Origin of the sequence: Rhizobium sp. TBD182 (assembly GCF_001950375.1) — a bacterium.
GTDB lineage: Bacteria > Pseudomonadota > Alphaproteobacteria > Rhizobiales > Rhizobiaceae > Agrobacterium > Agrobacterium tumefaciens.
In genome coordinates, this window is record NZ_BDLN01000001.1 from 1,116,302 (window position 1) to 1,142,361 (window position 26,060).

The following is a 26,060-nucleotide window of genomic DNA, read 5'->3' on the forward strand; positions in this document are numbered from 1 at the left end:
GGGATTAGAGAGGTCCGCCTCGACAACAGGAGAGCCGAAACCGCAGTTTACTGCACGACCTCGAGATCATCGACCACGCGTTTTCCGTCCACTTCCGTGTAGAAAACAACGACCTTCACACCTGCCTTCAGGCCTTCAAAATTGAACTCTTCCGGCACACGGTAATTCTTGCCGTCGTTCAAGGTAATGGTCAGCGCATTCACGTCGATCTTGCTGATCGTTCCCTCGACATCGACGCTCTGGGCGTAGCTGTTGATAGGCATAAGCAAGTTGGCGGTGGCCAGAAGGGCGGCAATCATCATACGCATCGATCTAGCTTTCGTGAATTTGCGTGAAAACCTTACATGCATGAAGAATTGCCTTTCGAATGTGGCGGAAATTGCCCGCAACCATGACATTTTCGGCCCAATTGATGAACGGATTTTGGATCACGTTCAAGTCGTTAGTGATTTTTACACCGCATTTCCCGGCAATATTGGAAAACCGCGAAACAGCGTGGAAAACACCAGCACCTTTACACTTTTGTCATCTGGAAAACCCTGCGCCGTTTCCGCCGAATCATTCATCCGGCCAGTCGTCAGCCATCGTCACGCCTGTCGTTTTCCGGGCTGCTCGGCGTCGTGAACGCTGCGTCACCGTCTTATCGGACTTGCGATGAAAGAAAGGCTTTTGCCTTGGTCCGATTTTCTACTATGACAAATCCGCTTGTTTTAAACGGCCCCTGTCCGCAGGCGCGCCCTCGTTTTCCGGTCTAGAGAAATATGTCGCATAACAGCTTCGGTCATCTTTTTCGCGTTACCACCTGGGGCGAAAGCCATGGGCCCGCTTTGGGCTGTGTGGTGGACGGCTGCCCGCCCGGTATCCGCTTCACGCTTGCCGAAGTGCAGCACTGGATGGACAAGCGCAAGCCCGGCCAAAGCCGCTTCGTTACCCAGCGCCGTGAAGATGACATCGTCAAAGTCCTGTCCGGCGTGATGCTGGATGAGGACGGCGAGACGATGATAACCACCGGCACGCCGATCTCCATGCTGATCGAAAATACCGACCAGCGTTCCAAGGATTACGGCGAGATTGCCCGCAGCTTCCGCCCCGGCCATGCCGACTTCACCTATGATCTGAAATACGGCATTCGCGATTATCGCGGCGGCGGACGCTCTTCCGCCCGCGAGACGGCGGCGCGTGTTGCCGCAGGCGCAATCGCCCGCAAGGTGGTACCGAGCCTCAACGTGCGCGGCGCGCTGGTGCAGATCGGCAAACACAAGATCAACCGTGACAATTGGGATTGGGACCAGGTCGATCAGAACCCATTCTTCTGCCCCGATCCGGCGATGGTGCCGGTGTGGGAAGAATATCTTGACGGCATCCGCAAGGCGGGATCGTCGATCGGCGCGGTCGTCGAAGTCGTGGCGGAAGGTGTTCCGGCCGGCATCGGCGCGCCGATCTACGCCAAGCTCGATCAGGATATTGCCTCCAGCCTGATGTCGATCAACGCCGTCAAGGGCGTGGAGATTGGCGAGGGATTTGCCTCGGCTGAGCTTTCCGGCGAGGAGAATGCCGACGAGATGCGCATGGGCAATGACGGCAAACCGATTTTCCTGTCGAACCATGCCGGCGGCATTCTGGGGGGCATCGCGACTGGCGAGCCCGTCATCGCCCGCTTCGCCATCAAGCCCACCTCCTCCATTCTGACGGAGCGCCAGTCCATCGACACCGACGGTCGCAATGTGGATGTGCGCACCAAGGGCCGCCACGACCCCTGCGTCGGCATCCGAGCCGTGCCGATCGGCGAGGCGATGGTGGCCTGCACCGTTGCCGACCATTATTTGAGAGATCGTGGCCAGACCGGCCGGTTGAAGTGAGGTAAATCCGAAATGGCCTATGATCAGAAACGTGTCGTCGACGCTATCCGCGCTTTCGAAGCTGGCGAGATCGTTGTCGTGACCGACGACGACGACCGTGAAAACGAAGGCGATCTGATTATTTCGGCGGTTCATTGCACGCCGGAAAAAATGGCGCTGATTGTGCGCCACACATCCGGCATCGTTTGCGCGCCCATGCCGCGTGAGGAGGCAAAGAGGCTGAACCTCAACGCCATGGTGGCGGAAAACGACAGCGCCCACACGACCGCCTTCACCGTCAGCGTCGATTTCAAGCATGGCACGACGACCGGTATTTCCGCGGATGACCGGACCTTGACAGTGCGCAACCTCGCCAACCCGAATGTCGGCGCGTCGGATTTCACCCGGCCAGGCCACATTTTCCCGCTGATTTCCCGCGAAGGCGGCGTGCTGATGCGTTCCGGCCATACCGAAGCGGCCGTCGATCTCTGCCGGCTCGCCGGCCTGCCGCCCATCGGCGTCATCAGCGAGCTGGTCAATGACGATGGCACCGTGATGCGCGGTCCGCAGGTTCTGGATTTCGCCGAAAAACACGGCATGAAGCATGTTTCGGTCGCCGATCTGATCGCCTATCGCCAGCGCAAGGAAACGCTGGTGGAGATGGAATCCTCCTTCACCATCCAAACCCCGTTCGGACCGGCCAAGGCGCATACCTATTCCCTGCCATGGGACCGGATGCAGCATATGGCGGTGATTTTCGGCGATATCCGCGATGGCGTCGATATTCCCGTCCGCCTGCACCCTGAAAACGTTGCTGACGACGTGTTCGGCGACCGCCAGCCGGTGCAGCACTATATGCAGAAGATCGCCGAAGAAGGCCGCGGCGTCATCGTCTATCTGCGCGAAGGTTCTGTCGGCGTCGGCCAGGTGGACGGACGGCGCAAGGCGCGTGATCCCGACGAAGCGCACGCACAGGCCCGCTCCCGCGAAAATGAGTGGCTGGAAATCGGCCTCGGCGCGCAGATTCTCAAAGACCTCGGCATCAGCTCGATCAAGCTGATGACGACCCGCGAGCGCCACTATGTCGGGCTGGAAGGCTTCGGGATCAAGATTTCGGCAACGGATATCGGGTGATTTAGGGACGTCGCGAGGGCGCTTCGATTTGGCGTCCTCTCCGCCCGTCCGGCGTCATCCTCGGTCTTGTGCCGAGGATCTGCAGACGCATCCTATACATTTTCCGTTGCAGATGCTCGGGACAGGCCCGAGCATGACGGAAGAGGCAGTCGCCGGCTCAAGGCGCAACTACACATCCCGCCACCCCTCCAGATAATTCACACTCTCCACCCCCGTAAACTTCGCAAGCCGCGACAATTCCGCGTCTAGTTTCTCGAGCCTTCCTGCTGAGGCGCGCACGCCCGGTTCCAGCCACAGGCGGCGCACATCCAGCGTGCTGCGCTTGCGGTCTGCCTTCATGTCGATACGGCCGATCAGCCTGTCGCCTTCCAGAAGCGGGAAGACGTAATAGCCATATTGCCGTTTCGGCTCGGGTACGAAGACCTCGATACGGTAATAGAAGCCAAACAGCCGCTCCGTGCGGTTGCGGTCGCGCAACAGCGGATCGAAGGGGCTCAGCACACGGACGCGGGACGACGGTTCCGGCAGGTTGGCGACATCGGCGCTGAAATCCGCAAAGGCATAGGACGGACGGGCAGCACCGCCATCGCTTGCGAGAAGCGAGACCTCACACAGTTCGTCACGGTGGCTCTTGACCCAGTCCCTCGCCTCCTGCGGGGTAACGAGATCAAAAAAGGCGGCGATTTCGCCATGGGTGGCAAAACCCAGCCGGGTGAGCGCCTGCCGGCAGGCCCAGTCGACAAATTGCGTATGCTCCACTTCGCTTTCGTGGTGCTCGCCGGGAATGACCCGCTCCGCCAGATCATAGACCTTCTGAAAATTCACGCGGCCGGATATGGCAAGCTTACCGGTGTGCCACAGATATTCGAGTGCGGTCTTGGAAGGATGCCAGTTCCACCAGCCGCCGGACTGATGCCCCTCCTCCTTCAACTCACGCGCCAGAACCGGACCCGTGGCGGCGATGCGCTCCAGCGTCTCGGCGAAAGCCGCATCGAACCCCTCACCATGCCATTTGCGCCAGCGCTCCTGAATGATCGGCTCGCGGCGGCGGAAGCGGTGCTTCCAATAGGGGTAAAATTCGGTCGGCACGATGGAGGCATCATGCGTCCAGTGCTCGAACAGCGCGCGGTCCTTTTCCAGCAGTGCTGTCAGATGTTCGCGCCTGTAGGTCTGGTTTCGGGAGAATATTATCTGGTGATGGGCGCGCTCCACCGTGCCGATACTGTCCACCTGCACGAAACCGATATCGGTAATGAGCTGCAGCAGGCCATCCTTGGAAAGCGCCTTTCCGGGCGGAGAGCAAAGCCCCTGCCGCGCCAGAAAAATCCGCTTTGCCGCTTCGTTTGAAACCTTGATCGTCATAAAGCAGAAGGTATGACGGCTTTTTCAGGATTGCAATGTTCTTTTTTTGTTCTTTGTTTCACTTCTGTTGATGACACGATATAGAACCGGAAAGCGATAGAGGGATGCATCAATCTTGGAAATCCGTTTCGACACCGCAGGCGTCGCCTTCGAGGGCAGGCAGGCTTTACAGCCCGTGTCCCTGACATTGACTGAACGGCGTATCGGCGTGATCGGCCTCAACGGCTCGGGCAAGACCACCTTTGCGCGGCTGATCAATGGTCTGACAAAGCCGACGCGCGGCAAGGTGTCGGTGAACGGTCTCGACACCGTCAAAGATGCGAGAGCGGTATTGCAGGCAGTCGGTTTCATCTTTCAGAATCCGCAGAACCAGATCATCCTGCCGATCATACGCGACGATGTCGCCTTTGGCCTCAAGCGACTCGGTATCGGCAAGACGGAGACAGAAACGCGGGTCAAGGCCGTGCTTGCCCGGCTCGGTATCGCTCATCTGGAAGAACGGCGCGCGCACGAGCTTTCCGGCGGCGAATTGCAGCTGGCGGCGCTGGCCGCCCTGCTGGTCACTGAACCGCAAATCCTCATTCTCGATGAACCGACCAATCAGCTCGACCTCAAAAACCGCGCGATCGTTGAGAAGACAATGGCTGCGCTTTCGCAGGCGCTTGTCGTCATCACCCACGATCTGCCGCTGCTTTCCGGCTTCGATCGCGTACTGGTTTTTCACGAAGGCGAGCTTGTTGCAGACGCCAACCCCGAAGAGGCGGTGGCACGTTATCTGGAGGTTGCGTCGCGATGAAGTCCCTTCATGTCGAAGGCACGGGCTGGCTCTACCGCGTCTCTCCGCGCCTCAAGCTCGTGACGCTGATGGTTTTCAGCATTGCGCTGTTTCTCACCCGCGATCTGCTTTTGCTGGGATGCGCCGTCGTTGTGGCCGCCGCCATTCTGCGCGAGACGCGGCTGCAATTCCGCGAGATCGGCCTGCGGCTACGCCCGGTGATGCTGACCATTCTCCTCGTTGCCGCCTTCAGCTATCTGCTGCTTCCGGTACACGATGCGAGTGTTAATCTTCTGCGGCTGACTGCACTGGCGCTTCTCGCCACCGCCGTCACCATCACCGTCAGCATTTCGCAATTCATGGACGAAATCTCGCTTGCCGCCGCCCCGCTGGAAAGGCTGGGGCTGGTCAAGGCGGCCGATATCGGGCTCGCGGTCGGGCTCGTCGTGCGGTTCGTGCCTGAGATCGTCAATCGTTACCATGCCGTGCGCGATGCGCACCGGGCGCGCGGCCTCCCCGTTCGGCTGGCCACGATCATCGTGCCGCTCGTGATTATGACGTTGAAGGATGCGGATGCCATTGCCGACGCCATTGACGCGCGCGGTTTCAGAGGCCAAAGCTGACGGCAAAACAACCATCCGGAGTTCCCGAGCCATGACGACCCGCGACCTTGTGCTGATCTCGCTGTTTTCCGCCATCATCATCGCACTCGGACTTTTGCCGCCGATCACGCTTGGTTTCATTCCGGTGCCCATCACCGCGCAGTCACTTGGCGTCATGCTGGCCGGTGTCGTGCTGGGGGCGAAACGCGGCACGCTCGCGGTTCTTCTGACCATCCTCATCGCCGCCATCGGCCTGCCAGTCCTCTCAGGCGGACGCGGCGGCCTTTCCATCTTCACCACGCCGACCACGGGCTTCCTGATCGGCTGGATTGCTGCCGCTTTCGTTACCGGCACGCTCTCGGAAAAACTCGTCAATCGCGGCCAGTCGGCTCTGACGCAGGGTATCGGTTTCTTCATCGCCAGCCTCGTCGGCGGCGTGGTCGTGCTTTATGCCTTCGGCATCTCCTATCTGGCGCTGGTGGTCGGGCTCGGGTTTGAAAAGGCGTTCATGGGTTCGCTCGCCTTCATTCCCGGCGATGCGTTGAAGGCCGTGCTTGCCGCACTTGCCGGCCGCGCTGTGATGGTCGGTTATCCGCTTTTGCCGCAGCGCGCTTGATCAGCTTATTTCGGGAGGATTAGAGAATGGCGACCCGTCTTTACGAACATCCGATCTTCCTTGAACACATCACGCCGGAAGGCCATCCCGAGCGGCCGGATCGGCTGCGATCTCTGAACATTGCGCTCGAACATCCGAATTTCGAGCGACTGGTCCGCAAGCAAGCACCGCAGGCCAACGAGGATGCCGTGCTTCTGGCGCATCCGGAGGAGCATCTGCTGTCTGTCATGCGCCAGATTCCCGAGGAAGATGGCGAGATCAACCGCGTCGAGGCCGACACCTATGTCTCGCCGAAAAGCCTGCAGTCGGCGCTGACCGGTATAGGCGCTGCGATGGTGGCGGTAGATGACGTGTTTACGGGTGCCGCCGACAACGTCTTCGTTGCGTCCCGCCCGCCCGGCCACCATGCGGAAACCGCAAAGGCCATGGGGTTCTGTCTCTTCAACAATGCGGCAATCGCCGCCCGTCACGCCCAGAAGGTGCACGGCGCAGAGCGCGTCGCCATCATCGACTGGGACGTGCATCACGGCAACGGTACGCAGGATATCTTCTGGAACGACACGTCAGTGCTGTTCTGTTCCACCCACCAGATGCCGCTTTACCCGTGGAGCGGCGATAAAAACGAAACCGGCGTGAAGAACAATGTCGTCAACGCGCCACTTTCCCCCAATACTGGCAGCGAGTATTTTCGCGAGGCGTTCAAATCCCGAGTCCTGCCGGCGATTGCCGATTTTTCGCCCGATCTCATCATCATCTCCGCCGGTTTCGACGCGCATCACCGCGATCCGCTGGCGCAGATCAATCTGGTGGGCGAGGATTTCGACTGGGCGACAGGGCGGTTGCTGGAAATGGCGGACAAATACGCCTCGAACCGGGTCGTCAGCCTGCTTGAAGGCGGTTATGATCTGGAAGGGCTGGCGGAATCGGCGGCCATGCATATTTTGAGAATGATGAAGGGTTGAAAATGACGGAAAATGCCAACACAGCCGATGTCAGCGGTTATTCCTTCGAAAAGGCCGTCGCCGAGCTGGAAAGCATTGTTGCACGCCTGGAGCGCGGAGACGTGGCGCTGGACGAGTCGATCGCCATCTACGAGCGCGGCGAAGCCCTGAAAAAACATTGCGAGACGCTGTTGAACGCCGCCGAAAAGCGTATCGAGAAAATCCGTCTCGACCGCGCCGGAAAACCACAGGGCGTGGAGCCGCTGGACGGCGAATAAACACGTCCTGTTGAACGGGGGCGACACAGCGTTCAACATTACGGCGCTCCCACGTCGTATCGTTCGTGGTAAGCTTGCGTGTAACGATACGAGGAGCTTCGGATGTCCTTCTTTCCCGGCAACGATCCTGTCGCGGGCGATGCTTTCGCCTGCGACGCCATCGAAAACCTCATCATTCCGCGCACCAGCGATATTGGCGGCTTCGCCGTGCGGCGTGCGCTGCCGACGCGGCAGCGGCGGCTGGTCGGCCCGTTCATCTTTTTCGACCGCATGGGTCCGGCCATCCTGAAAGCGGGCGAGGCGCTGGATGTCAAGCCGCATCCGCATATCGGGCTTTCCACCGTTACCTATCTGTTTGACGGCGAAATCAAGCATCGCGACAGTCTCGGCACCGAACTGGTCATCCGGCCCGGCGACATCAACCTGATGACGGCGGGGCGCGGAATCGTGCATTCGGAGCGCACGCCGGAAAACCTGCGCGGCCATCCGCTTTCCATGTCCGGCCTGCAGACCTGGCTTGCCCTCCCCGATCATATGGAGGAAATCGCTCCGGCTTTTTCCCATACCGCCCGGGAAGACATGCCTCTGATCGATATCAAGGGCGCATCCGGCCGGGTCGTTATCGGTGATTTCGAAGGCCTCACTTCCCCCGTTTCGGCTTTTACTGACACGCTTTACGTTGACCTGACGCTGGAACCGGGTGTGAAATTCCCGTTCTCCGCCGACCATGAGGAACGGGCGATCTACATTCTTTCCGGCTCTCTGGATGTCGCGGGTGACGTTTTTGCCGCCGACCAGTTGCTCGTCTTCCGGCCCGGCGACGACATCACATTGCAGAGCGGCAGTGGCGGCTGTCACATCATGATCTTCGGCGGTGCGGCACTCAACCAGCGCCGTTACATCTGGTGGAACTTCGTTTCGTCATCAAAAGAACGCATAGAGCAGGCCAAACAGGAGTGGAGAACCGGACGCTTCGATATCGTTCCCGGCAACGAAGAAGAGTTTGTCCCTTTGCCGGAGGGTTGAAATTCTATAGAAGTGAACGACATGCAGGGCTCAACTGCTGGCTTTCTATATGAAAGACGCACTGGTGCCCGCCGCTGACACGAGAAAAGGCCGAACGATTGACCGGAATGCCACAGACCCCATTGCTTGACCGGGTGAATTTTCCATCCGATCTCAAGGAGATCGACGATCGCGACCTGCCGGAACTGGCAAGGGAGTTGCGCGACGAGATGATCGACGCGGTGTCGAGCACCGGCGGGCATCTGGGTGCCGGTCTGGGCGTGGTGGAGCTGACGATTGCCATCCATAAGGTGTTCAACACGCCGGAAGACCGGTTGATCTTCGATGTTGGCCACCAATGTTATCCGCACAAGATCCTGACCGGCCGTCGCGAGCGCATCCGCACGCTGCGCCAGGAAGGCGGGCTTTCCGGTTTCACGCGTCGGGCCGAGAGCGAATATGACGATTTCGGCGCCGGCCATTCCTCCACCTCCATTTCCGCCGGTCTCGGCATGGCGGTGGCCGCTGGGCTGGATCAGAGCGACCGCAAGGTTATCGCCGTTATCGGTGATGGCTCCATGTCTGCGGGAATGGCGTTTGAGGCGCTCAACAATGCCGGTGCGCTCGACGCGCGGCTGATCGTCATCCTCAACGACAACGACATGTCGATTGCGCCGCCGACGGGCGCGATGAGCGCTTATCTCGCGCGGCTTGCCTCCGGCCGCACCTATATGGGCTTTCGCGATTTCGGCAAGAAACTCACCGCCTATCTCGGCAAGACCATCGACCGCGCCATTACCCGCGCCGTGACCCATGCGCGCGGTTACGTAACCGGCGGCACGCTGTTCGAGGAGCTTGGCTTCTATCACATCGGCCCGATCGACGGTCATTCCTTCGATCACCTGCTGCCTGTACTGCGCAATGTGCGCGACAACCAGAAAGGCCCTGTTCTCATCCATGTGGTGACGCAGAAGGGCAAGGGTTATGCGCCGGCAGAAGCGGCAGCGGACAAGTATCACGGCGTCAACAAGTTCGATGTCATTACCGGCGCACAGGCGAAAGCCAAGCCGAATGCGCCGAGCTATACCAGCGTGTTTGCCGAAGCGCTTATCCAGGAAGCGACCCTCGACGACAAGATCATCGGCGTCACCGCCGCCATGCCTAATGGTACCGGGCTGGACAAGATGGCCGAGCTTTTCCCGGCCCGCACCTTCGATGTCGGCATTGCCGAGCAGCACGCCGTCACCTTCGCGGCGGGGCTTGCGGCGGATGGCTACAAGCCGTTCTGCGCGCTTTATTCCACCTTCCTGCAACGCGGTTACGACCAGCTGGTGCATGATGTGGCGATCCAGAGCTTGCCCGTGCGCTTCCCCATCGACCGCGCCGGTTTCGTCGGCGCAGACGGACCGACCCATGCCGGCTCTTTCGACACCACATTCCTTGCCACCCTGCCCGGCATGGTGGTTATGGCGGCGTCCGACGAGGCCGAGTTGAAACATATGGTTCGCACAGCCGCAGCCTATGATGAAGGCCCGATTTCCTTCCGTTATCCGCGCGGCGAAGGCGTGGGCGTCGAGATGCCCGCGCGCGGTGAGATTTTGCAGATCGGCAAGGGCCGCATCATCAAGGAAGGCACGAAAGTTGCACTTCTTTCCTTCGGTACGCGCCTTGCGGAGTGCCTGGCGGCGGCCGAGGACCTCGATGCCGCCGGACTTTCCACCACGGTTGCCGATGCGCGCTTCGCCAAGCCGCTCGACCTCGACCTCATCCGCCAGCTTGCCGCTCATCATGAGGTTCTGGTGACAATCGAGGAAGGCTCTGTCGGCGGTTTCGGTGCACATGTGCTGCATTTCATGGCAAGCGCAGGCTTGCTCGACCATGGCCCGAAGGTTCGGACCCTGACCCTGCCTGACCATTGGGTGGAGCAGGCCAAGCCCGAGACCATGTATGCCAATGCCGGCCTCGACCGCGCCGGCATCGTTTCCACCGTGTTCAATGCGCTCGGCCAGCGTCAGGCCGGCGTCGGTTTCGCCGGCTGACAGCATTACCGGGACAGAAGGCGGGACGACCCGCCTCTGCCTCAGGATGCGGCGCCATCGAGAAAACCGACGACATTTTCAATCTGCCCCTCGGCATTTAGGCTGACGACATCGGTTCCGCCGGCAACATCTTCTCCGTCAGGCGAAATGAGACGCCATGAAAAACGGGTGAAGTTGCCGTGGCCATCCGGGGTGCCTGTGAGCACAAAGCGATATCCCGGAAATTTCTGCCGCGCCGCCTCGATCATCGCGGCAATCCCCTGCTGCCCCTCACCCTGCATCAAAGGATCTGTATAGCACGCCATTTCAGTCCAGCCTTGGCTGACGAGGCGCTGGCGGCGTTCATCGTTCTCCTCGTTCCAGACAGCGAGGTAGGTTTCGGCGATTTTGAGATGTTGCGTCATGATTGCGCTCCTTTTGGTTGACGGCCTGAGCATGCCGGGGGCTGTGACGCAGAACAATTACCTGCGAGGTAATCGCATTGCCGATATCTTCTGCTAGGCTACGGGGCATGACACATCATCAAGAACATGTCGGCCAGGTGCTTAAGGAATGGCGGGCGCGCCGCAGATTGAGCCAGCTCGATCTGGCGTCCGATGCCGAGATATCGGCGCGCCATCTGAGTTTTGTGGAAAGCGGGCGATCTTCGCCCAGCCGTGAAATGCTGGCGAGGCTGGCAGAGCAGCTTTCCATGCCAGCCCGCGCCGCCAACCGGCTGATGCTGGCGGCAGGCTATGCGCCGATCCATTCCGAACGATCACTGGATGCGCCTGATATGACGGCCGTTCGTAAGGCCGTCGAAACCGTGGTGCAGGGCCACATGCCCTTCCCGGCACTTGCCGTCGACCGCCACTGGAATCTGGTTCTTGCCAATGATGCGATCAAATCGCTTCTCGCCGGCATATCCGAAGACCTGCTTCACCCGCCCCTCAATGTATTGCGGCTGAGCCTGCATCCTGATGGCTTGAGTTCACGCATCGTCAATCTTGCCGAATGGCGGCATCACCTGCTGGATCGCCTACGCCGCCAAGTCGAAGAGACCGGAGACGAGACGCTTTCCCGGCTGCATGCGGAACTTTCCGCCTATCCCGCGCCCGCAGCTCCACGGCATTCCGCCGGGGCCGATCCGCTGGCGATACCGCTCGAACTACGCGATCCGTTGTCCGGGGGCGTGCTGCGCTTCATTTCGACCACCACGGTTTTCGGAACCGCCACTGATGTGACGTTGTCCGAGCTGGTGCTGGAATGTTTCTACCCGGCCGACGCCGAGACCCGCGCCGCCCTGATGAACGGTACAAAGGAGTAACTATCCATGCACACCACCTATCTCATCGGCTTCAAGGTCCGTGCCGATCAGCGCGAACGTTTTCTAGGATTGCTGAATGATCTGCTCGACGCCATGCGACAAGAGAACACCTTTGTGAATGCAACCCTGCATCGGGACGGCGAAAACGAAAACCACTTCCTGCTGCATGAAACCTGGAGCGACCATCAGGATGTCCTAGACGTTCAGGTTCATCGTCCCTATCGGCAGGCTTGGCACGATGCCTTGCCCGAGCTTCTAGATGCCCCGCGCGATATCTCCGTATGGCACCCCATGCGGGCTGATCATGCCGCGTGAGACTATCATCGTCCCACCAACGCATAGTGCATCAGTGTCGCTGCGAAATGGATATTAGATGAGCGAATGCCCTGCATTTTTCAGCAGAACGAAAGCTTTTTCCAGATCGTTCGATTTCACAAGCAGGTGGTCGCCATCGAAAGTCGAAACCACGAATATACCGATCTCATTGGTCGAGAGCGGCTCGATAACGGACAAGACGATGCCCGTTTCATCGAAGGCAAATGGCCCCTGTAGCTTTAGACAGGACCAACCCGTATCAGATCTGACATGCCCAGGTATACGATCTTCCCGGCAGACGATGGAAAGCTCATCATCGGTCCGGGTGATACTGACGAAGCCACCGCCATCGGCCCAGGCCGGAATGGCTTCAGATGCCTCAAGTCGGGCCACCCCATATGCACCATCCAGAACTTTCAACTTGATGCTAGGTGCCATCTCGAAATCACCTTTGTTGGGAAACTGCGACAGAACGCGTGGTTGAGTGCTCGCGCCGTAAATCTAGCAACAAAAAGGGGGCTTCACAGCCCCCTGATTCACGCTTGATGATCGTGACCGTCAGGATCAGAACTCCGTCCAGTCCTGATCCTTGGCAGCCGGCGCTTCCGCTTTGCCGCCAAAGGCGCGGGCGAGGCTTTGGCCAAGGGCGCGGGCGGGTGAAGCGACCGGCCTTGCGGTTGTGGAGGCAGGCTTCACTGCGGCTTTTCTGACTGGTGCGGCGGGTGCGGACTGGTAGACAGGCTTCACCGAGGACTGGCGAGGAGCAGAATATCCGCCGGCGCCGGCAACGGCACCGCGAACGCCGCCCACCTTGAACTGGCCGAGCAGGCTATTGAGCGCTTCCGCTTCACGGGCGAGCGAGTGGCTGGCAGCGGTCTGCTGCTCAACCATTGCAGCATTCTGCTGCGTGCCCTGATCCATGGTGTTCACGGCCGTGTTGATTTCCTGCAGACCAGTCGCCTGTTCGCGGGCAGCGACGACGATGGCGCTGACATGGGCGTTGATCTCCTCGACTTCCGCCACAATGAGTTCGAGCGCCTTGCCGGTCTCGTCGACGAGGTTGACGCCGTTTTCCACCTGTTGGCTGGAAGCGCCGATCAGCGTCTTGATTTCCTTTGCGGCATTGGCGGAACGCTGGGCGAGTTCACGCACTTCCTGCGCGACGACGGCAAAGCCCTTGCCCGCATCACCCGCACGGGCGGCTTCGACGCCTGCGTTCAGCGCAAGCAGGTTGGTCTGGAAAGCGATATCGTCGATGACGCCGATGATATTGCCGATTTCGCCTGACGATTTTTCGATCTCGCGCATGGCGGCAACCGCCTTGCGAACCACGATGCCGGATTTTTCCGCTCCGCTGCGGGCACGCTGAACCAGATTGCCGGCGTCCTCAGCACCCCTTGCGCTGTCACGCACCGTGGTGGTGACTTCTTCCAGTGCTGCGGCGGTTTCCTCGATGGAAGCGGCCTGCTGTTCGGTGCGGCGCGACAGGTCGTCGGCAGCAGAGAGCATTTCCGAAGCCCCGGCATTGATTGCAGCGGCATTCTCGCCAACTGCGCGCATGGCCTGCTGCAGCTTTTCGACAGCGCTGTTGAAGTCGATACGGATGGGGTCGATGTAGGAGGCGAACGGCGTTTCGATACGGTAGGCGAGATCGCCTTCCGCCAGAGCCGCAAGACCCTTGCCAAGCTCGTCACGCGCAAGGGCGTTGGCGGCTTCGTCCTGGGCCTTCTCTTCCTCGTTGCGGCGGCGCTCGGTCTCGGTTGCGGAGCGCATGCGCTCGGTTTCGCCGGCAAGGCGGGATTTTTCCAGCCCGGCTTCCTTGAAGACGAGAACGGCTTTCGCCATTTTGCCGACTTCATCCTTGCGGTCGAGAGCCGGAACTTCCGTGGTCATATCGCCGTCGGCAAGCCTGCTCATAGCCGCCGTCATACCGACGATCGGCGTGACGATGGAGCGCGACAGGGCCCAGATGAGGGCCACGGCCAGAAGACCGGCAACCGCGCCGCCACCCAGAAGTGCGAGCTTGAGGTTGAGTGCGGCAGCATCCTGCTGTGCGGCGTAGCTTGCCGACAAGCCGTTCAGCTGGTCCTTGATCTTGGCGGCGGAGGCGCGGAAACCGTCGAGCTGACCCTTGGCCTGATTGCGACCGATCTCGATGATTTCGGAAATCGGTGCTTCGGTCGTCTTGCGGGCGGCAAGCTGCGGTTCCGCCAGTTCCTTGAAGAACACGGTGGCGGATGCCTGCATGTCATCGATGGATTTCAGAATGTCCGGCTGGCCGGCGGCAAGCGCACGGGCTTCACCAAGCTTCTTGAGCATTAGATCGCGCTGGGCGAAAACATCGTTGTAGGTGCTGTCGCTGCGAAACAGCAGAAAGCCGCGCTGGTTGACGGCCTGTTCCAGCATGGCGGCCGTCGCACCGTCAACCGCATGCAGGATTTTGTTGGCCTTGTTGTTCTGGACCGTGACGTGCTCGCTCCCCAGCGTCTGCCAGAAGACCACCGCCGAGGCGAGCAGGCAAACGCCCATCAAGACGCAGAAGGTGACAATGAGCTTAATGTTGATGGGGAAATTTTTTAGCGACATCGCAAACTCTCTCGGCGACCTGATGCCACGGAGCAAGCGTCTGCGCTGCAACGGTCGCAATTTTGGGAATGGGAGGAGATGCCGTCATGGCAGGTTCCGACTGGCCGCACGGGCCTTGCAGACAAAGTGCAATACAAGCCTTTATATTGGATTAATCGCATATGCTGTTTAACGACCACGAAACGACCCTGCGCTGCGGCAAATGGTGCCGTTGCGAAGCCTTGCGCGCGATAAATCGCTTGCATCTGCGGGGTTTGGCGGTCATTGACACGGGACCATGTCCAAAACACCTGAAAATGAACGGCTTGACCAGCTTCTTGTTTCGCTCGGCCACTTTGCCAGCCGCTCGCGTGCGCGCGATGCGATTGCGCGCGGCACCGTGAGCGTCAACGGGAAAACGGCCACAAAGCCCAGCCAAACCGTTGCCGGAAACGTCAAGATCGCCATTACCGATCCGGCGCAGGCCTATGTTTCCCGCGCCGCCCTCAAGCTCACCGCCGCGCTCGATCACTTCGGGCTCGATCCGAAGGGCCATGAATGCCTCGACGTCGGCGCCTCCACCGGCGGCTTCACCGAGGTATTGCTTCATCGCGGCGCAAAACACGTCACCTCCATCGATGTCGGCCACGGGCAGATGCATCCACGGATCGAGAACGATCCGCGCGTGACCAATCTGGAAGGGCTGAATGCGCGCTTCCTGACAACCGACGACATTGATGACCGGTCCGTGGACTTCATCGTCTCCGACGTGTCCTTCATCTCCATAAAGCTCGCCCTTGCCCCGGCACTCGCACTTGCCGCCTCCGGCGCGCACGCGGTTCTGCTGGTCAAGCCGCAATTCGAGGCAGGCCGTGATGCCATCAGCAAGGCCGGGCTGTTGAAAGAGCCGGAAACGGCGCCTGCCGTTGCTGCCGAACTGGAACGCTGGCTCGTTGAAGACATGGGCTGGAAGAGCCTCGGTCTCATCCCCTCGCCGATTTCCGGCGGCGATGGCAATATCGAATTTCTTCTCGGAGGCGAAAAGCCATGAGCACGCAGACCGTCAGTATCAAGAGCCTTGGCGCCCAGGGCGACGGCATTGCGCACTGTCCCGACGGCCCGGTCTATGTGCCCTTCGCCCTGCCCGGCGAAACGGTGGCGATCGCCAAGGTCAAGGATACCGGCACCATCATCTCGATTGCGGAAGCCTCCGCGGATCGCCGCGAACCCGTGTGCCGCCACTTCGGCCCCGACGGCGTTAACGGCACCTGCGGCGGCTGTTCGCTGCAGCATTTTGCCGACCAGCCCTACCACGCCTTCAAGCGGGAGCTGGTGGTCTCGGCGCTGAGATCGAAAGGCCTGACGCCGCCAGTAGACGATCTCGTCATCTGTCGCCCCGGCGAGCGCCGCCGCGCGGTGTTTGCCGCCCGCAAGACGGAAAAGGGCCTGCTGCTCGGCTTCAACCAGGCAAACAGCCATCACATCGTCGCCATCGAGGAATGTCCCGTCACCTCGCCTGGTATCGTCGCGCGGCTGGACGCCGTGCGCGCAATCGGCCTTTCCCTTGCGTCGAATGCCGAACCGTTCCGCATGACCGTTCTTGAAACGCTTTCGGGCCTCGACATTTCCGTCGACGGCATCAAATCCGTCGGCGACAAACAGCGGCGCACATTGACGGAAACGGTGCTGGCCATGCGTGGCATCGCCCGTGTCGCGCTATCAGGCGAAATCCTGATCGAACCGCAAAAGCCGATCATCGAATTCGGCGGCATTCCGGTTTCCCCACCGGCCGGCGGTTTCACGCAGGCAACCAAACAGGCCGAAGACGCCATGGCGGAACTGGTGCTTGCCCATGTTGGCAAATCCAAACGCATCGCCGATCTCTTCTGCGGTTCCGGCACGTTTGCGCTGTGGCTTGCGCGCGTCGGCCGCGTGCATGCGGTTGAGGCAGAGGACAAGCCGCTGAAAGCGCTCGATTTCGCCGCGCGCAACACGCAGGGCCTGAAACCCGTCAGCATCGAAAAGCGTGATCTTTTCCGGCGGCCGTTGATGACGAGCGAAATGAAGAATTACGATGCCGTGGTGTTCGATCCGCCGCGCGCCGGTGCGGAAGTTCAGTGCAAGGAACTTGCGCGCAGCGCGGTGAAGAAAATCGTCGCCGTCAGCTGCAATCCGCTGACGCTTGCGCGCGACCTCGCCATTCTGGTGGAGGGCGGCTATCGCGTCACGCGCGTCACGCCGGTCGACCAGTTCTTGTGGTCGCCGCATGTGGAAGCGGTGGCGACGCTGGAGAAATAATCACCAGGCGGTGTCAACAGTGCCGTTGCCGACCACGCCCGAGCAACGGCAGGCGCCGCCAACGCGGCCCTGTTCGATGGGGCAGATATAGGGCCGGCGCCGATTGGCGCTGTCCGGTGGAGTGATGACGCAAACGAAACGCGCGCGGCGCTGGCGATCGCGGGAATTGCCGGAGTAATAATTCGGGCTGTCGTCTTGCGTGGACTGCGCCAAAATGACGTTATTGCTCGAACCCGGCAAAGGCACGGTCGCCGCCGCCTCTGCGACAGTCGCAGCGGAGAGGAGGACGGTCAGGGCGAAAACAAAGTGACGCATGGCGGGTGGCCTTCGAAGGATGACGTTGCGTTATCTAACCCAAGCCATATTACCCGGTTCGTTAACCGCAAGGAATTCCTGCCGGAACGCTTAACGCCGCATGAATGCCTCGAAAGCGGCCCGCGCCTCGGCACTCTGCAATTGCGCGGTGAAATGGCGGGCTTCCTCATCGATGCGGGCCAGCACATCCGCCGGATTGCCGCGCACGAGATCGCGGGCAATCTTCAGCGCCTGCTGCGGCTTGGCGGCAAGCCGCGTGGCAAGCGCCAGCGTTTCGCTTTCGACATGTTCCGGCGCCACGACTTTCCAGATCATTCCGGCCTGCAAGGCCTGTTCGGCGGTAAAACCTTCGCCCATGGCCAGCAGGGCAAAGGCGCGCTGATGGCCGATAAGCTTTGGCGCAAGCAGGCTGGACGCAGCTTCCGGCACCAGCGCCAGATCCACAAACGGCGTCTTGAACAGGCTGCGGTTGGAGGCAACGGTCAGATCGCAATGCAGGTTCAGCGTCGTGCCGATGCCGATGGCCAACCCATCGACGCCCGAAACCAGCGGCTTTTCGAAGGTTGCCAGCGCCTTCAGAAGATCGAGCACCGCGAGCTTGCCCTTTGCGCCAGACATGGCGAAGGCAAGAAAATCGGCCATGTCATTGCCGGCGGAAAAGCAACCTTCCGTACCCAGAAACGCGACGACACGGATATCCGGGTCTGCACTAGCGGCCTTCAGAGCCTCTGCCATGCGCAGATACATTGCATCGGTGATGGCATTTTTCTTTTCCGGCCGGTTGAAGCGGATGGTCAGAACGTCAGGCGCATGACTGACCCGCTCGACGAGAATATGGTCGTCCGACATGGTTTTCTCCTTAACCCAGCACGGCGCGGGCGGCGGCAAGGCTTGCTGCACCGGCAATGACGCGATCCCTCAGCGCTGCCGTTTCCGCCAGCAGGTTTTCCGCCGCAAACCGGCAGAGCGATGCGCGATGCGCTCCCCTGCCGTCATCCACCTGGGCCAGGGCGCCCTTGGCAAGATAGGCTCCGGTGAGCGCCAGCCCGAAAAGGCGCTGATAGGGCGTGGCACCGGCGAGCGCGGTTTCGGTTTCCCCCGCTTTCAGGCGTTCCAGCAACCAGTCGGTCGCCGTTTCGAGATCGGTGAGACTCGTTTCGAGATAACGGGCAGTCTCGCCGAGATCGGTGCGGTTCGAGGCAGCAGTTCGGGCGACGATTTCACGCAATTCTGCGATGAAACCGCGCACCTGTGCGCCATTGGAAAGCGGCAGCTTGCGCACCACTAGGTCGATCGCCTGAATGCCGTTGGTGCCTTCGTAGATCGGCGCGATGCGGGCATCGCGCAGGTAACGCGCCGCACCGGTTTCCTCGATGAAGCCCATGCCGCCATGCACCTGAATGCCCATGGAAGCGACATCGACACCGGCATCGGTGGAGAAGGACTTGGCGATTGGTGTTAAAAGAGCTGCGCGCTCCTGCCAGTGGGCGCGTTCAGCCACGTCCTCGGCGGCATGCGCCATATCGATGGCGTGGGCGCAGTTGAAGGAGATGGCGCGCGCGCCTTGCGTCAGCGCTTTCATCGTCAACAGCGTACGGGCGATATCGGGATGCTCGATGATCGGGCTCATGCCCGAACCCTGCCAGCCGGGCGCCTTGCCCTGCGTGCGTTCCCTGGCGTATTCGATTGCCTTCTGTGTCGCCGCCTCGCAGATCGCCACGCCCTGCATGCCAACGGCAAGGCGGGCGTTGTTCATCATGGTGAACATGCAGGCGAGACCCTTGTTCTCCTCGCCGATCAGCCAGCCCAAGGCACCCTTCTCTTCGCCAAACTTTCCGTCCCCGAAGATCATCGTGCAGGTGGGCGAGCCGTGAATGCCGAGCTTGTGCTCCAGCGAATGGCAGAAGACGTCGTTGCGACTGCCCGGCGTGCCGTCGTCTTCGGGCAGGAATTTCGGCACGAGGAACAGCGAAATTCCGCGCGTGCCGGCCGGCGCATCCGGCAGGCGGGCAAGAACGAGGTGGATGATATTGTCCGCGGCGTCATGTTCGCCCCAGGTGATGAAAATCTTCTGCCCGAAAATGCGGTAGGTGCCGTCACCATTACGCTCGGCACGGGTTTTCAGCACGCCAAGGTCCGATCCCGCATGCGGTTCGGTGAGGTTCATCGTGCCGGTCCATTCACCGGAGACGAGTTTGGGAAGATAGATGCGCTTCAGGTCGTTGCTCCCGTGGGCAACGAGAGCTTCCACCGCGCCCATGGTGAGCGTCGGCGCAAGCGCGAAAGCCATGGAACCGGAATTCCACATTTCGAGTGCGGCGACATTCAGCATATGCGGCAGGTTCTGGCCGCCGAATTCTTCCGGTGCGGTGAGGCTGTTCCAGCCGGCCTCAGCCCAGCGCCGATAAAGATCGGCCCAGCCGTCCGGCGTTGAGACCTTGCCGTCGCTCAGCCGCGCGCCCTGTCGGTCGCCTATATCGGCAAGCGGCGCGACCTGCTCGGTGGCGAAACGACCGGCCTCCTGTAATATGGCATCGACCACATCTTCACCGAGGTCTCCCAGAGCACCCCTGGACAACGCGTCTTGCAGACCCGCCACATGTTTGAGTGTAAAGGCGATATCATCCACCGGCGCGGTATACATGCTGCCTCCTCCCGAAGCTCTTGCCTATCGTGCTGTTGCTTTCGGGCTAAATGATTTTTACGTAAACGTCAATTTGAAAATTCCCGCCTTTTCAGCGGGATTGTTATAAAACTGTCATATGAATTTGCTCAGCATGCGCTGACAGGTGCCGTGCCACCGCTGCCGTTTCCGTTTTGGGGCGACGGACGCCTCCCCTCCCATTCCGCCGGTCAGGACTGCCACGATGGATCTCATAACGCCCGCTATCCCCGGCCTTGTCTGGGCCTATCAATTCCACCCCGGAACGGCGCCATGCCGGCGGCTTGCGCCCGATGCGGGCTTTGGCGAGATGGCGCAATGCGAGGGCTTCTTCTGGCTGCACCTCAATCTCGCGGATCAGCGGGTGGCGGGCTTTCTCGAAACGATCGATGGGCTCGATCCGGCAGCGCTGGCAAGCCTCACCACCCATGAAACCCATCCGTCCATTACGGTGGATGAAAAGTCACTTTATGGGACGCTGGTCGATTTCCAGCGCGAGTTCGATCAGGAAACGCGTGATTTCGGTTGGCTGCATTTCTCGGTCAGCGACCGTTTTATCATCACCACCCGGCTGCAACCGTTGCGCTCAGTGGACCGGCTGAAAGCGGCAGTCGACAAGAATTCCAACCGCTACCTCACGCCGGCCCATGTCTTCGAAGGCCTCGTCGCGGAATTCCAGCGTTCGCTGATCAGCCTTGTGATGGAAACGACCGAAGAGCTGAATGCCATCGAGGACCTGGTCTATGACAGCGAAAACCGCGACGAGCGGCGGCGGCTTGCGCCGCTCAGGCGCACGGTCGTTCGCCTCCATCGGCATCTGCGCACGGTGCTCACCCTAATGCGGCGGGCGTCTGCCGCCGATGAGGACGAGATGCCTGACGGTTTCGAGGATGTCGCCTCGCGGCTGATGGGCCGCCTCGAGGCCGTCGATCACGATGTCTACGCCCTTCAGGAACGCGCAAGGCTGCTGCACGAGGAAATCGATTCCAAGCTCTCGTCCGAAACCAACCGGCATCTTTATATCCTGTCGCTGATGACGGCATTCCTGCTGCCGCCATCGCTGGTCACCGGCTTCTTCGGCATGAACACGGATGAGTTGCCATTTACGGTCGGCACAGGCGGCACGATGGCGGCCAGCATCTTCATCGTGATTTCGGTTATGCTTGCCTGGTTCGTGCTGAAGCGGGCGCGCATTCTGTGAAAACAAAAAGCCGCCCGTATCCGGGCGGCTCGTAATAACTATCAGGCTGGTCAATCGCTACTCCGTCTTGCCGGATGAAGGCCGGAGTGACGGAGTAGTGCTATCAGCTGTAAGGCGAATAGCAGGGCTGGCGTGGGCCATTGTAGGGCTGGAACGTGTTGCTATAGGCATCGTAGGACCGATACCGGCCATAGCACCAGTTCACATGCGCCTGGCTCATGCCGGCACGACGGACCGGACGATATTCGCGGTAGACCGGACGCGGGCGATATTCCGGAACCGGACGGTAGACTTCGCGCGGCTGCGACAGTGCGCCGCCGATGATCGCGCCCGTCGCAAAGGCTGCGAGCGGGAACCAGTAACCGTCGTGGTGACGATAACCCGGGCGGTAGTCGCGATAACCGCGATGGCCGCCGTACCAGCCGCGGCGTTCGCCGCCCCAGCCGCCACGATTGTCACGATCGCGCCAGTATTGCACATTGACGACATTCTTGCCGCCATCGTTACCCAGGGTCTCGACACTCTTCGGCGCCATCAGCAATGGCATTGCCTCAGCGGGAACAATCGCTCCTGCAACCACGATTGCAGAAAGACCGACAGCCAGGATATTCTTCACATAGCTTCTCATCTGACTTCCTCCATTCACGACGGTCGACAGGCCGTTGCACGTGAATAATAACACCTTTTTCTTTTTATCCAGCCAGTTTGTCGGTGCTGGCTGGAACATCACAGGTTGCAGGCTAGGCGCTTTCGCCTGAACCCAGCATTAACGGCGTTGTCACGCTTCGGTTACCGAAACTCGGCACCCGAAAGCAAAAGCCCGGATCAGATCCGGGCTTTCGAAAGGCGTGCTTAACGGCTGTATGGAGATACGCATACACGACGCGGACCGCTGTTCGGCTGGTAGCTGTTATCGTAGGCGCGGTAAGAGCGCCAACGGTTCTGGCACCAGGCCACATGGCTGCCGCCATAGGCCGGTCTCGGCTGCGCCATGGCGCCGCCAATGATTGCGCCAGTGGCGAAGGCCGCCAGCGGGAACCACATTCCGTTGTGATAGCGGTAACCCGGACGGCGGTCGCGATAGCCGCGATGGCCGTTATAATATCCGTCCCGCGACGGGCGCGGACGATACATGCGGTCGCCGTATCTACGGTCACCTCGGCGGTCCCATTCACGGTACTGCACCGGCACTACATTCTCGGTTGAGATTGCCGGCTTTGCCATCGGAACAGGCGCCTGAAACGCCTGCGACGGCGTGAAGCTTGTCAGGAACAGGACAACCGCCGTAGCGACGCTCGTCGTGCGGAAATTCATCATGATCTTTCCTCCGTTTGCTGTGGCGCGTTGAACCGCGCTTTCTAACTACTCGGTCTTGTCGGAGGTAGGGGCAGCCCCATTGAAACACCCGAAAAGAATTCGATGACGTGCAAACGAGTATTAAGACCTTTGGTTCCGGTTCAAAAATAGATTCCCGCATAAGACGCAGGATTTCGTGCGCTCAGGCTTCCACCTTCACGTCGGTCAACGGCCGCGAGCAGCAGGCGAGAATATAGCCTTCATCGACTTCGTCATCGAGAATGCCGCCATTGTGGTTCATCTCCACCTCGCCGGAGAGCTTCAGCACCCGGCAGGTGCCGCAAATCCCCGATTCGCAGGCGGCACCGATGCGCACACCGGCGGCGCGCGCCGTCATCAAAACGGTCTGGCCGGGCTGGCACGGAACTTCCTTGCCGGAAAGCGTAAACCCCACCATCGAGAGTGCTTCGCCATCCGCCACGGTGTGAATACTCTCGCCCACAGCAACCGGGGCGGCTGGCGAAAAGCTTTCCTGGTGGTAACGGCTCATGTCGAAGCCGGAAGCATCCAGCATGGAGCGGATGGCGGCCATGAAAGGCTCCGGTCCACAACAGAACACCGTGCGATCCATGAAATCAGGCGACAGAAGCGCAATCTTGGCCTTGTCGACCATGCCCTTCAAGCCGGACCAAAGATCAGTGCGGCCGCAATTTTCCACGATGAAACCGAGCGACAGTTTCGGCATGAAGCGGGCAAGATATTCCAGCTCGTGACGAAACACGATATCGGATGGCGAGCGCGAGCAATTGATGAAGGCGATGTCACTCTGCGGCGCGCGGTCGCTCATGTCGCGCACCATCGACATCATCGGCGTCACGCCGGAGCCGGCCGAGATGAACAGGTATTTGTCGCCGGGATGCCGGACATAAGAGAAATCGCCGAGCGGGCCGAGTGCCCGGATTTTCATGCCGGGCTTCAGATTGTCGAACATCCAGCGCGTGCCGATGCTGGTGGCCTGCGCCTTGACCGTGACCGACAGCGCATAGGGCCGCGACGGGCTGGAGGACAATGTGTAGGTGCGGTAGAGCGGCTCCTTGCCTACCGGCAACTCCAGTGTCACGAACTGGCCCGGCAGGTAACGGAACCAGTTCTGATCCTCCGACCGGAACAGGAATGTCATCACGTCAGGCGTCTCGGGCGTCACCGAAATGCATTCCAGCAGGTGGAGCTTGTCGCTCCACGGCTTCATCTCGTCTATGTGCTTGTAGGTCACAGCCATATTCATCTTCGCGTTACGCTACTGCCGAAAGGCGGGCCTTGTCGCCCGACAGCCGGTCAACCATGAAATCGGCATACCAGTTGACGAACTGCATCACGCCGCCCTCGTCTTCCATGGAATAGGGGCCGGGCTGGTAAGCGGGCGAACGGATGCCGAAGGCGTTTTCCTCGACGATGCGGCGGTCCTGATCGTTGGTTTCGTTCCAGACGTGCGTGAGATCCTCGAGATCGTAATCCACGCCTTCAACCGCATCCTTGTGCACCAGCCATTTGGTAGTGACCATGGTCTCATTGGCGTTGAGCGGCAGCACGCGGAAGGAAATGGTATGGTCGCCGAGGAAGTGGTTCCAGGTCGTCGGATAATGGAACAGAAGCAGCGCGCCGATATGGCTGATGCTGACATCATCGGAAAGCGGCCGGCGCACGGCGCGTTTTCCCGACATGGTGTAGCTTTCCGCCTCGCCGATCAGCGGCATGCGGGCAACACGGAACTGGCCTTTCGGATCGATCTTGAAGCGGCTCGGCAGGCCGGCAGCCTCGCAGCGTGCCCAGTGGCCACCGATCTCGGGATCGCTTGCACCACCGTCCGTACCCGTAACGCTCGGGTTTTCAGGATAGGTGCGGCAGAGTTCCGGATGGTTGGCGGCGCAATGGTAGCACTCGCGGTTGTTTTCCCAGACGAGCTTCCAGTTACCCTTTTCGATGATCGTGCTTTCATGCGCGACCTTGGCTTCCCAGATGCGATGCGGCGCCATGTAGCTTTCGACCTCGGCGCGCATCGGCGCGAAATCGGCGGGCTGGTCTGCCAGGCAGATGAAGACGTAACCGGCAACGGTTTCGCAGTGGACCGGCTTCAGGCCGAATTCAGCCTTGTCGAAATCATCGCCCATATGGCGGGCAAACAGCAGCTTGCCGTCCAGATCGTAGGTCCACTGGTGATAGGGACAGACGAGGCGTGCGGACTGGCCCTTATGTGAAGAGCAGACGCGGGAACCGCGATGGCGACAGGAATTATGGAGGGCGCGAATCTGTCCATCGCGACCGCGAATGATGACGACGGAATAGGCGCCGACCTGAACGGTGATGTAGTTACCGGCCTTCGGCACTTCGCAATCATGGCCGACAAACAGCCAGTCGCGGTACCAGATGGTTTCCATGTCCAGATTGAAATAATCCGGGTCCGTGTAGAAAGACTGTTCCAGGCTGAAGCCTTCGCGGCGGTTCTTCAGCTGACGCAGTACGGTATCACGCAATTCCATGGCCAAATCCTCGATCAAACCGCCCTGCCCCACACCATTTATCGGACTGCGGAAGTGTGATCCCATCTAAACATCAGCGTTCATTTGCGGTAGCGCAGACAGCGACATCGGCTTCCGCATTGGCGACAAATTGCGACATGCGCCAATGGCCTTTGCACGCCATTCCGCTGCGAAATCCGGCAGCTATTCCCCGTCGGAAACAACGTCGCAATATGACGCATGATGTCGCGCAGCTCCCTCTCTACCCGTTAAAAAACGGGGGGTGTGGCGCAACGGAGTTTTAACATGCCCTAAACTATATTGCCTGATCGACAACAACGAGGGCGTTCCGGGTGGAGAAGGCGACACGCATACGTTATTTCGATGCCGGCAAACATTCGGTCACGCCGATACGTTCAAAGACCGCGCATTCGGATTTCCTGCGAACCGGGCGCATCAGCCGCTACGAAGAACGCTGGCTGCCGAGGGAACGCGTCTATTACAGCCATGAAGAAGTGGCGGCGATGACCGGACGCAAGCTCGAGGCTGCTGCCGATGCCACCCATAGCCGTCTCAATGGCTTTCACCAGTCCATCCGTTTTCCCAAGATGGTTTTCCACCATCTGCTGGATGAGCGGCCGCATCTCGGCTATTGCCATGTCACGGCAGCGAAAACCAGTTTCGACGCAGAGCGCCATGTGCTCTGGTCATTCTATTTCGCGAATTTCTTCGCCGAGTTGAGCGGGGCCGAGAACTTCTTCGAAAACATCGATGCGCGCTATTCGCGGATGTATTTCGCAGTCGCCATCAACGCGCTTCCAAACAAGAACGTCGCCATCGATACCTCCTTCCATCGCGGCGGCCTGCTGTTCCAGACCCACGACCCGCGCGTAGCGCTCAAAAACGTGCTTATGCTCGGCGCCCGCTCGGACGAGATGCGCAAGATCATCAAGGCAATATAAAAGCCACGATAGCGCTTTCCATAAGGCCCTGAAA

Annotated in this window: 28 protein-coding genes; 16 read left to right on the forward strand and 12 right to left on the reverse strand. The window is 60.1% G+C overall.

Annotated features, from left to right (window positions below; genetic code table 11):
* Nucleotides 1-47 precede the first annotated feature (47 nt).
* Nucleotides 48-308 (reverse strand): DUF1344 domain-containing protein, encoded by a 261-nt coding sequence (locus T18_RS05670; RefSeq protein ID WP_003511760.1) that lies wholly within the window; start codon nucleotides 306-308, stop codon nucleotides 48-50.
* An 83-nt stretch (nucleotides 309-391) separates the two neighbouring features.
* Here T18_RS05670 and T18_RS27125 point away from each other — a divergent pair, with 83 nt between their 5' ends.
* From T18_RS27125 to ribB, 3 genes are all read left to right on the forward strand, one after another.
* On the forward strand, nucleotides 392-658 hold the full coding sequence (locus tag T18_RS27125) for a hypothetical protein (protein ID WP_210187537.1): 267 nt from the start codon (nucleotides 392-394) through the stop codon (nucleotides 656-658).
* A gap of 103 nt (nucleotides 659-761) precedes the next feature.
* Entirely contained in the window at nucleotides 762-1,859 is a 1,098-nt protein-coding gene (gene aroC / locus T18_RS05675) for a chorismate synthase (protein ID WP_003511758.1), read from the forward strand.
* A 12-nt stretch (nucleotides 1,860-1,871) separates the two neighbouring features.
* The gene (gene ribB, locus T18_RS05680; protein ID WP_038490071.1) at nucleotides 1,872-2,972 is read left to right on the forward strand and encodes a 3,4-dihydroxy-2-butanone-4-phosphate synthase; all 1,101 of its coding nucleotides are present in this window, start codon (nucleotides 1,872-1,874) and stop codon (nucleotides 2,970-2,972) included.
* 168 nt (nucleotides 2,973-3,140) lie between these two features.
* Here ribB and T18_RS05685 read toward each other — a convergent pair whose 3' ends face one another.
* Nucleotides 3,141-4,334 carry a winged helix-turn-helix domain-containing protein gene (locus T18_RS05685; RefSeq protein WP_038490068.1) on the reverse strand — a complete coding sequence of 398 codons (1,194 nt, stop codon included), beginning with the start codon at nucleotides 4,332-4,334 and terminating at the stop codon, nucleotides 3,141-3,143.
* Between the two features lie 115 nt (nucleotides 4,335-4,449).
* On the opposite strand from T18_RS05685, the gene T18_RS05690 reads away from it, so the two are divergent.
* The 7 genes from T18_RS05690 to dxs all read left to right on the forward strand — a co-directional run bounded on the left by T18_RS05690 (nucleotide 4,450) and on the right by dxs (nucleotide 10,590).
* A complete protein-coding gene (locus T18_RS05690) occupies nucleotides 4,450-5,130 on the forward strand; it encodes an energy-coupling factor ABC transporter ATP-binding protein (protein ID WP_013635602.1) in 681 nt (226 codons plus the stop codon).
* Nucleotides 5,127-5,732 (forward strand): energy-coupling factor transporter transmembrane component T family protein, encoded by a 606-nt coding sequence (locus tag T18_RS05695; protein WP_038490066.1) that lies wholly within the window; start codon nucleotides 5,127-5,129, stop codon nucleotides 5,730-5,732. Before T18_RS05690 ends, T18_RS05695 begins: the two co-directional genes overlap by 4 nt.
* Nucleotides 5,733-5,763: 31 nt before the next feature.
* On the forward strand, nucleotides 5,764-6,327 hold the full coding sequence (locus tag T18_RS05700) for a biotin transporter BioY (RefSeq protein ID WP_019564197.1): 564 nt from the start codon (nucleotides 5,764-5,766) through the stop codon (nucleotides 6,325-6,327).
* A 26-nt stretch (nucleotides 6,328-6,353) separates the two neighbouring features.
* Complete coding sequence (locus tag T18_RS05705) at nucleotides 6,354-7,289, forward strand: histone deacetylase family protein (RefSeq protein WP_038490063.1); 936 nt, start codon at nucleotides 6,354-6,356, stop codon at nucleotides 7,287-7,289.
* Nucleotides 7,290-7,291: 2 nt separating this feature from the next.
* Nucleotides 7,292-7,546 carry an exodeoxyribonuclease VII small subunit gene (locus T18_RS05710; protein WP_003503059.1) on the forward strand — a complete coding sequence of 85 codons (255 nt, stop codon included), beginning with the start codon at nucleotides 7,292-7,294 and terminating at the stop codon, nucleotides 7,544-7,546.
* Nucleotides 7,547-7,648: 102 nt separating this feature from the next.
* Nucleotides 7,649-8,572, forward strand: coding sequence for a pirin family protein (locus T18_RS05715; protein WP_038490059.1), 924 nt, complete (start codon nucleotides 7,649-7,651; stop codon nucleotides 8,570-8,572).
* 98 nt (nucleotides 8,573-8,670) lie between these two features.
* Complete coding sequence (gene dxs / locus T18_RS05720; protein WP_003511745.1) at nucleotides 8,671-10,590, forward strand: 1-deoxy-D-xylulose-5-phosphate synthase; 1,920 nt, start codon at nucleotides 8,671-8,673, stop codon at nucleotides 10,588-10,590.
* Nucleotides 10,591-10,631: 41 nt separating this feature from the next.
* Here the strand turns inward: dxs and T18_RS05725 are convergent, their stop codons facing one another.
* Complete coding sequence (locus T18_RS05725; protein WP_019564201.1) at nucleotides 10,632-10,994, reverse strand: nuclear transport factor 2 family protein; 363 nt, start codon at nucleotides 10,992-10,994, stop codon at nucleotides 10,632-10,634.
* Nucleotides 10,995-11,101: 107 nt separating this feature from the next.
* On the opposite strand from T18_RS05725, the gene T18_RS05730 reads away from it, so the two are divergent.
* Nucleotides 11,102-11,896, forward strand: coding sequence for a helix-turn-helix domain-containing protein (locus T18_RS05730; RefSeq protein WP_003511741.1), 795 nt, complete (start codon nucleotides 11,102-11,104; stop codon nucleotides 11,894-11,896).
* Nucleotides 11,897-11,902: 6 nt separating this feature from the next.
* Entirely contained in the window at nucleotides 11,903-12,211 is a 309-nt protein-coding gene (locus tag T18_RS05735) for a putative quinol monooxygenase (protein ID WP_038490054.1), read from the forward strand.
* A gap of 54 nt (nucleotides 12,212-12,265) precedes the next feature.
* Here T18_RS05735 and T18_RS05740 read toward each other — a convergent pair whose 3' ends face one another.
* The gene (locus T18_RS05740; protein WP_013635593.1) at nucleotides 12,266-12,649 is read right to left on the reverse strand and encodes an ACT domain-containing protein; all 384 of its coding nucleotides are present in this window, start codon (nucleotides 12,647-12,649) and stop codon (nucleotides 12,266-12,268) included.
* A gap of 126 nt (nucleotides 12,650-12,775) precedes the next feature.
* Nucleotides 12,776-14,797: a methyl-accepting chemotaxis protein gene (locus T18_RS05745; protein ID WP_038490052.1), complete on the reverse strand. Its 2,022-nt coding sequence runs from the start codon at nucleotides 14,795-14,797 to the stop codon at nucleotides 12,776-12,778.
* 277 nt (nucleotides 14,798-15,074) lie between these two features.
* Here T18_RS05745 and T18_RS05750 point away from each other — a divergent pair, with 277 nt between their 5' ends.
* The gene (locus T18_RS05750) at nucleotides 15,075-15,827 is read left to right on the forward strand and encodes a TlyA family RNA methyltransferase (RefSeq protein ID WP_038490049.1); all 753 of its coding nucleotides are present in this window, start codon (nucleotides 15,075-15,077) and stop codon (nucleotides 15,825-15,827) included.
* Nucleotides 15,824-17,074 carry a class I SAM-dependent RNA methyltransferase gene (locus T18_RS05755; protein ID WP_038490047.1) on the forward strand — a complete coding sequence of 417 codons (1,251 nt, stop codon included), beginning with the start codon at nucleotides 15,824-15,826 and terminating at the stop codon, nucleotides 17,072-17,074. Before T18_RS05750 ends, T18_RS05755 begins: the two co-directional genes overlap by 4 nt.
* On the opposite strand, the gene T18_RS05760 is transcribed toward T18_RS05755, so the two are convergent.
* The 3 genes from T18_RS05760 to T18_RS05770 form a co-directional block, all read right to left on the reverse strand.
* Entirely contained in the window at nucleotides 17,075-17,389 is a 315-nt protein-coding gene (locus T18_RS05760) for a hypothetical protein (protein WP_038490044.1), read from the reverse strand.
* A 90-nt stretch (nucleotides 17,390-17,479) separates the two neighbouring features.
* Nucleotides 17,480-18,238, reverse strand: a complete 759-nt coding sequence (locus tag T18_RS05765) for a crotonase/enoyl-CoA hydratase family protein (protein WP_038490041.1) — start codon at nucleotides 18,236-18,238, stop codon at nucleotides 17,480-17,482.
* A gap of 10 nt (nucleotides 18,239-18,248) precedes the next feature.
* A complete protein-coding gene (locus T18_RS05770) occupies nucleotides 18,249-20,033 on the reverse strand; it encodes an acyl-CoA dehydrogenase (protein ID WP_038490036.1) in 1,785 nt (594 codons plus the stop codon).
* A 223-nt stretch (nucleotides 20,034-20,256) separates the two neighbouring features.
* Here T18_RS05770 and T18_RS05775 point away from each other — a divergent pair, with 223 nt between their 5' ends.
* A complete protein-coding gene (locus tag T18_RS05775; protein ID WP_038490033.1) occupies nucleotides 20,257-21,252 on the forward strand; it encodes a transporter in 996 nt (331 codons plus the stop codon).
* A 103-nt stretch (nucleotides 21,253-21,355) separates the two neighbouring features.
* Here T18_RS05775 and T18_RS05780 read toward each other — a convergent pair whose 3' ends face one another.
* The 4 genes from T18_RS05780 to T18_RS05795 form a co-directional block, all read right to left on the reverse strand.
* Entirely contained in the window at nucleotides 21,356-21,880 is a 525-nt protein-coding gene (locus tag T18_RS05780) for a BA14K family protein (protein ID WP_038490030.1), read from the reverse strand.
* Between the two features lie 224 nt (nucleotides 21,881-22,104).
* Nucleotides 22,105-22,569 (reverse strand): BA14K family protein, encoded by a 465-nt coding sequence (locus T18_RS05785; protein ID WP_003511718.1) that lies wholly within the window; start codon nucleotides 22,567-22,569, stop codon nucleotides 22,105-22,107.
* Between the two features lie 181 nt (nucleotides 22,570-22,750).
* Nucleotides 22,751-23,833 carry a hybrid-cluster NAD(P)-dependent oxidoreductase gene (locus tag T18_RS05790; RefSeq protein ID WP_038490026.1) on the reverse strand — a complete coding sequence of 361 codons (1,083 nt, stop codon included), beginning with the start codon at nucleotides 23,831-23,833 and terminating at the stop codon, nucleotides 22,751-22,753.
* Between the two features lie 7 nt (nucleotides 23,834-23,840).
* Nucleotides 23,841-25,085, reverse strand: coding sequence for an aromatic ring-hydroxylating oxygenase subunit alpha (locus T18_RS05795; protein ID WP_013635586.1), 1,245 nt, complete (start codon nucleotides 25,083-25,085; stop codon nucleotides 23,841-23,843).
* A 332-nt stretch (nucleotides 25,086-25,417) separates the two neighbouring features.
* Between T18_RS05795 and T18_RS05800 the strand changes: the two genes are divergently transcribed.
* Nucleotides 25,418-26,026, forward strand: coding sequence for a DUF6656 family protein (locus T18_RS05800; protein WP_013635584.1), 609 nt, complete (start codon nucleotides 25,418-25,420; stop codon nucleotides 26,024-26,026).
* Nucleotides 26,027-26,060: the final 34 nt, after the last annotated feature.

What these genes read in the sequence shown, in the direction of transcription:
- T18_RS05780 (WP_038490030.1), bottom strand. Translation starts at nt 21,880, where the DNA reads ATGAGAAGCTATGTGAAGAATATCCTGGCTGTCGGTCTTTCTGCAATC.
- aroC (WP_003511758.1), top strand. Translation starts at nt 762, where the DNA reads ATGTCGCATAACAGCTTCGGTCATCTTTTTCGCGTTACCACCTGGGGC.
- T18_RS05790 (WP_038490026.1), bottom strand. Translation starts at nt 23,833, where the DNA reads ATGAATATGGCTGTGACCTACAAGCACATAGACGAGATGAAGCCGTGG.
- T18_RS05775 (WP_038490033.1), top strand. Translation starts at nt 20,257, where the DNA reads ATGGATCTCATAACGCCCGCTATCCCCGGCCTTGTCTGGGCCTATCAA.
- ribB (WP_038490071.1), top strand. Translation starts at nt 1,872, where the DNA reads ATGGCCTATGATCAGAAACGTGTCGTCGACGCTATCCGCGCTTTCGAA.
- T18_RS05700 (WP_019564197.1), top strand. Translation starts at nt 5,764, where the DNA reads ATGACGACCCGCGACCTTGTGCTGATCTCGCTGTTTTCCGCCATCATC.
- T18_RS05750 (WP_038490049.1), top strand. Translation starts at nt 15,075, where the DNA reads ATGTCCAAAACACCTGAAAATGAACGGCTTGACCAGCTTCTTGTTTCG.
- T18_RS05770 (WP_038490036.1), bottom strand. Translation starts at nt 20,033, where the DNA reads ATGTATACCGCGCCGGTGGATGATATCGCCTTTACACTCAAACATGTG.
- T18_RS05760 (WP_038490044.1), bottom strand. Translation starts at nt 17,389, where the DNA reads ATGCGTCACTTTGTTTTCGCCCTGACCGTCCTCCTCTCCGCTGCGACT.
- T18_RS05725 (WP_019564201.1), bottom strand. Translation starts at nt 10,994, where the DNA reads ATGACGCAACATCTCAAAATCGCCGAAACCTACCTCGCTGTCTGGAAC.
- T18_RS05730 (WP_003511741.1), top strand. Translation starts at nt 11,102, where the DNA reads ATGACACATCATCAAGAACATGTCGGCCAGGTGCTTAAGGAATGGCGG.
- T18_RS05710 (WP_003503059.1), top strand. Translation starts at nt 7,292, where the DNA reads ATGACGGAAAATGCCAACACAGCCGATGTCAGCGGTTATTCCTTCGAA.
- T18_RS05685 (WP_038490068.1), bottom strand. Translation starts at nt 4,334, where the DNA reads ATGACGATCAAGGTTTCAAACGAAGCGGCAAAGCGGATTTTTCTGGCG.
- T18_RS27125 (WP_210187537.1), top strand. Translation starts at nt 392, where the DNA reads ATGACATTTTCGGCCCAATTGATGAACGGATTTTGGATCACGTTCAAG.
- T18_RS05740 (WP_013635593.1), bottom strand. Translation starts at nt 12,649, where the DNA reads ATGGCACCTAGCATCAAGTTGAAAGTTCTGGATGGTGCATATGGGGTG.
- T18_RS05765 (WP_038490041.1), bottom strand. Translation starts at nt 18,238, where the DNA reads ATGTCGGACGACCATATTCTCGTCGAGCGGGTCAGTCATGCGCCTGAC.
- T18_RS05695 (WP_038490066.1), top strand. Translation starts at nt 5,127, where the DNA reads ATGAAGTCCCTTCATGTCGAAGGCACGGGCTGGCTCTACCGCGTCTCT.
- T18_RS05745 (WP_038490052.1), bottom strand. Translation starts at nt 14,797, where the DNA reads ATGTCGCTAAAAAATTTCCCCATCAACATTAAGCTCATTGTCACCTTC.
- T18_RS05735 (WP_038490054.1), top strand. Translation starts at nt 11,903, where the DNA reads ATGCACACCACCTATCTCATCGGCTTCAAGGTCCGTGCCGATCAGCGC.
- T18_RS05755 (WP_038490047.1), top strand. Translation starts at nt 15,824, where the DNA reads ATGAGCACGCAGACCGTCAGTATCAAGAGCCTTGGCGCCCAGGGCGAC.
- T18_RS05705 (WP_038490063.1), top strand. Translation starts at nt 6,354, where the DNA reads ATGGCGACCCGTCTTTACGAACATCCGATCTTCCTTGAACACATCACG.
- T18_RS05795 (WP_013635586.1), bottom strand. Translation starts at nt 25,085, where the DNA reads ATGGAATTGCGTGATACCGTACTGCGTCAGCTGAAGAACCGCCGCGAA.
- T18_RS05715 (WP_038490059.1), top strand. Translation starts at nt 7,649, where the DNA reads ATGTCCTTCTTTCCCGGCAACGATCCTGTCGCGGGCGATGCTTTCGCC.
- T18_RS05785 (WP_003511718.1), bottom strand. Translation starts at nt 22,569, where the DNA reads ATGATGAATTTCCGCACGACGAGCGTCGCTACGGCGGTTGTCCTGTTC.
- T18_RS05670 (WP_003511760.1), bottom strand. Translation starts at nt 308, where the DNA reads ATGCGTATGATGATTGCCGCCCTTCTGGCCACCGCCAACTTGCTTATG.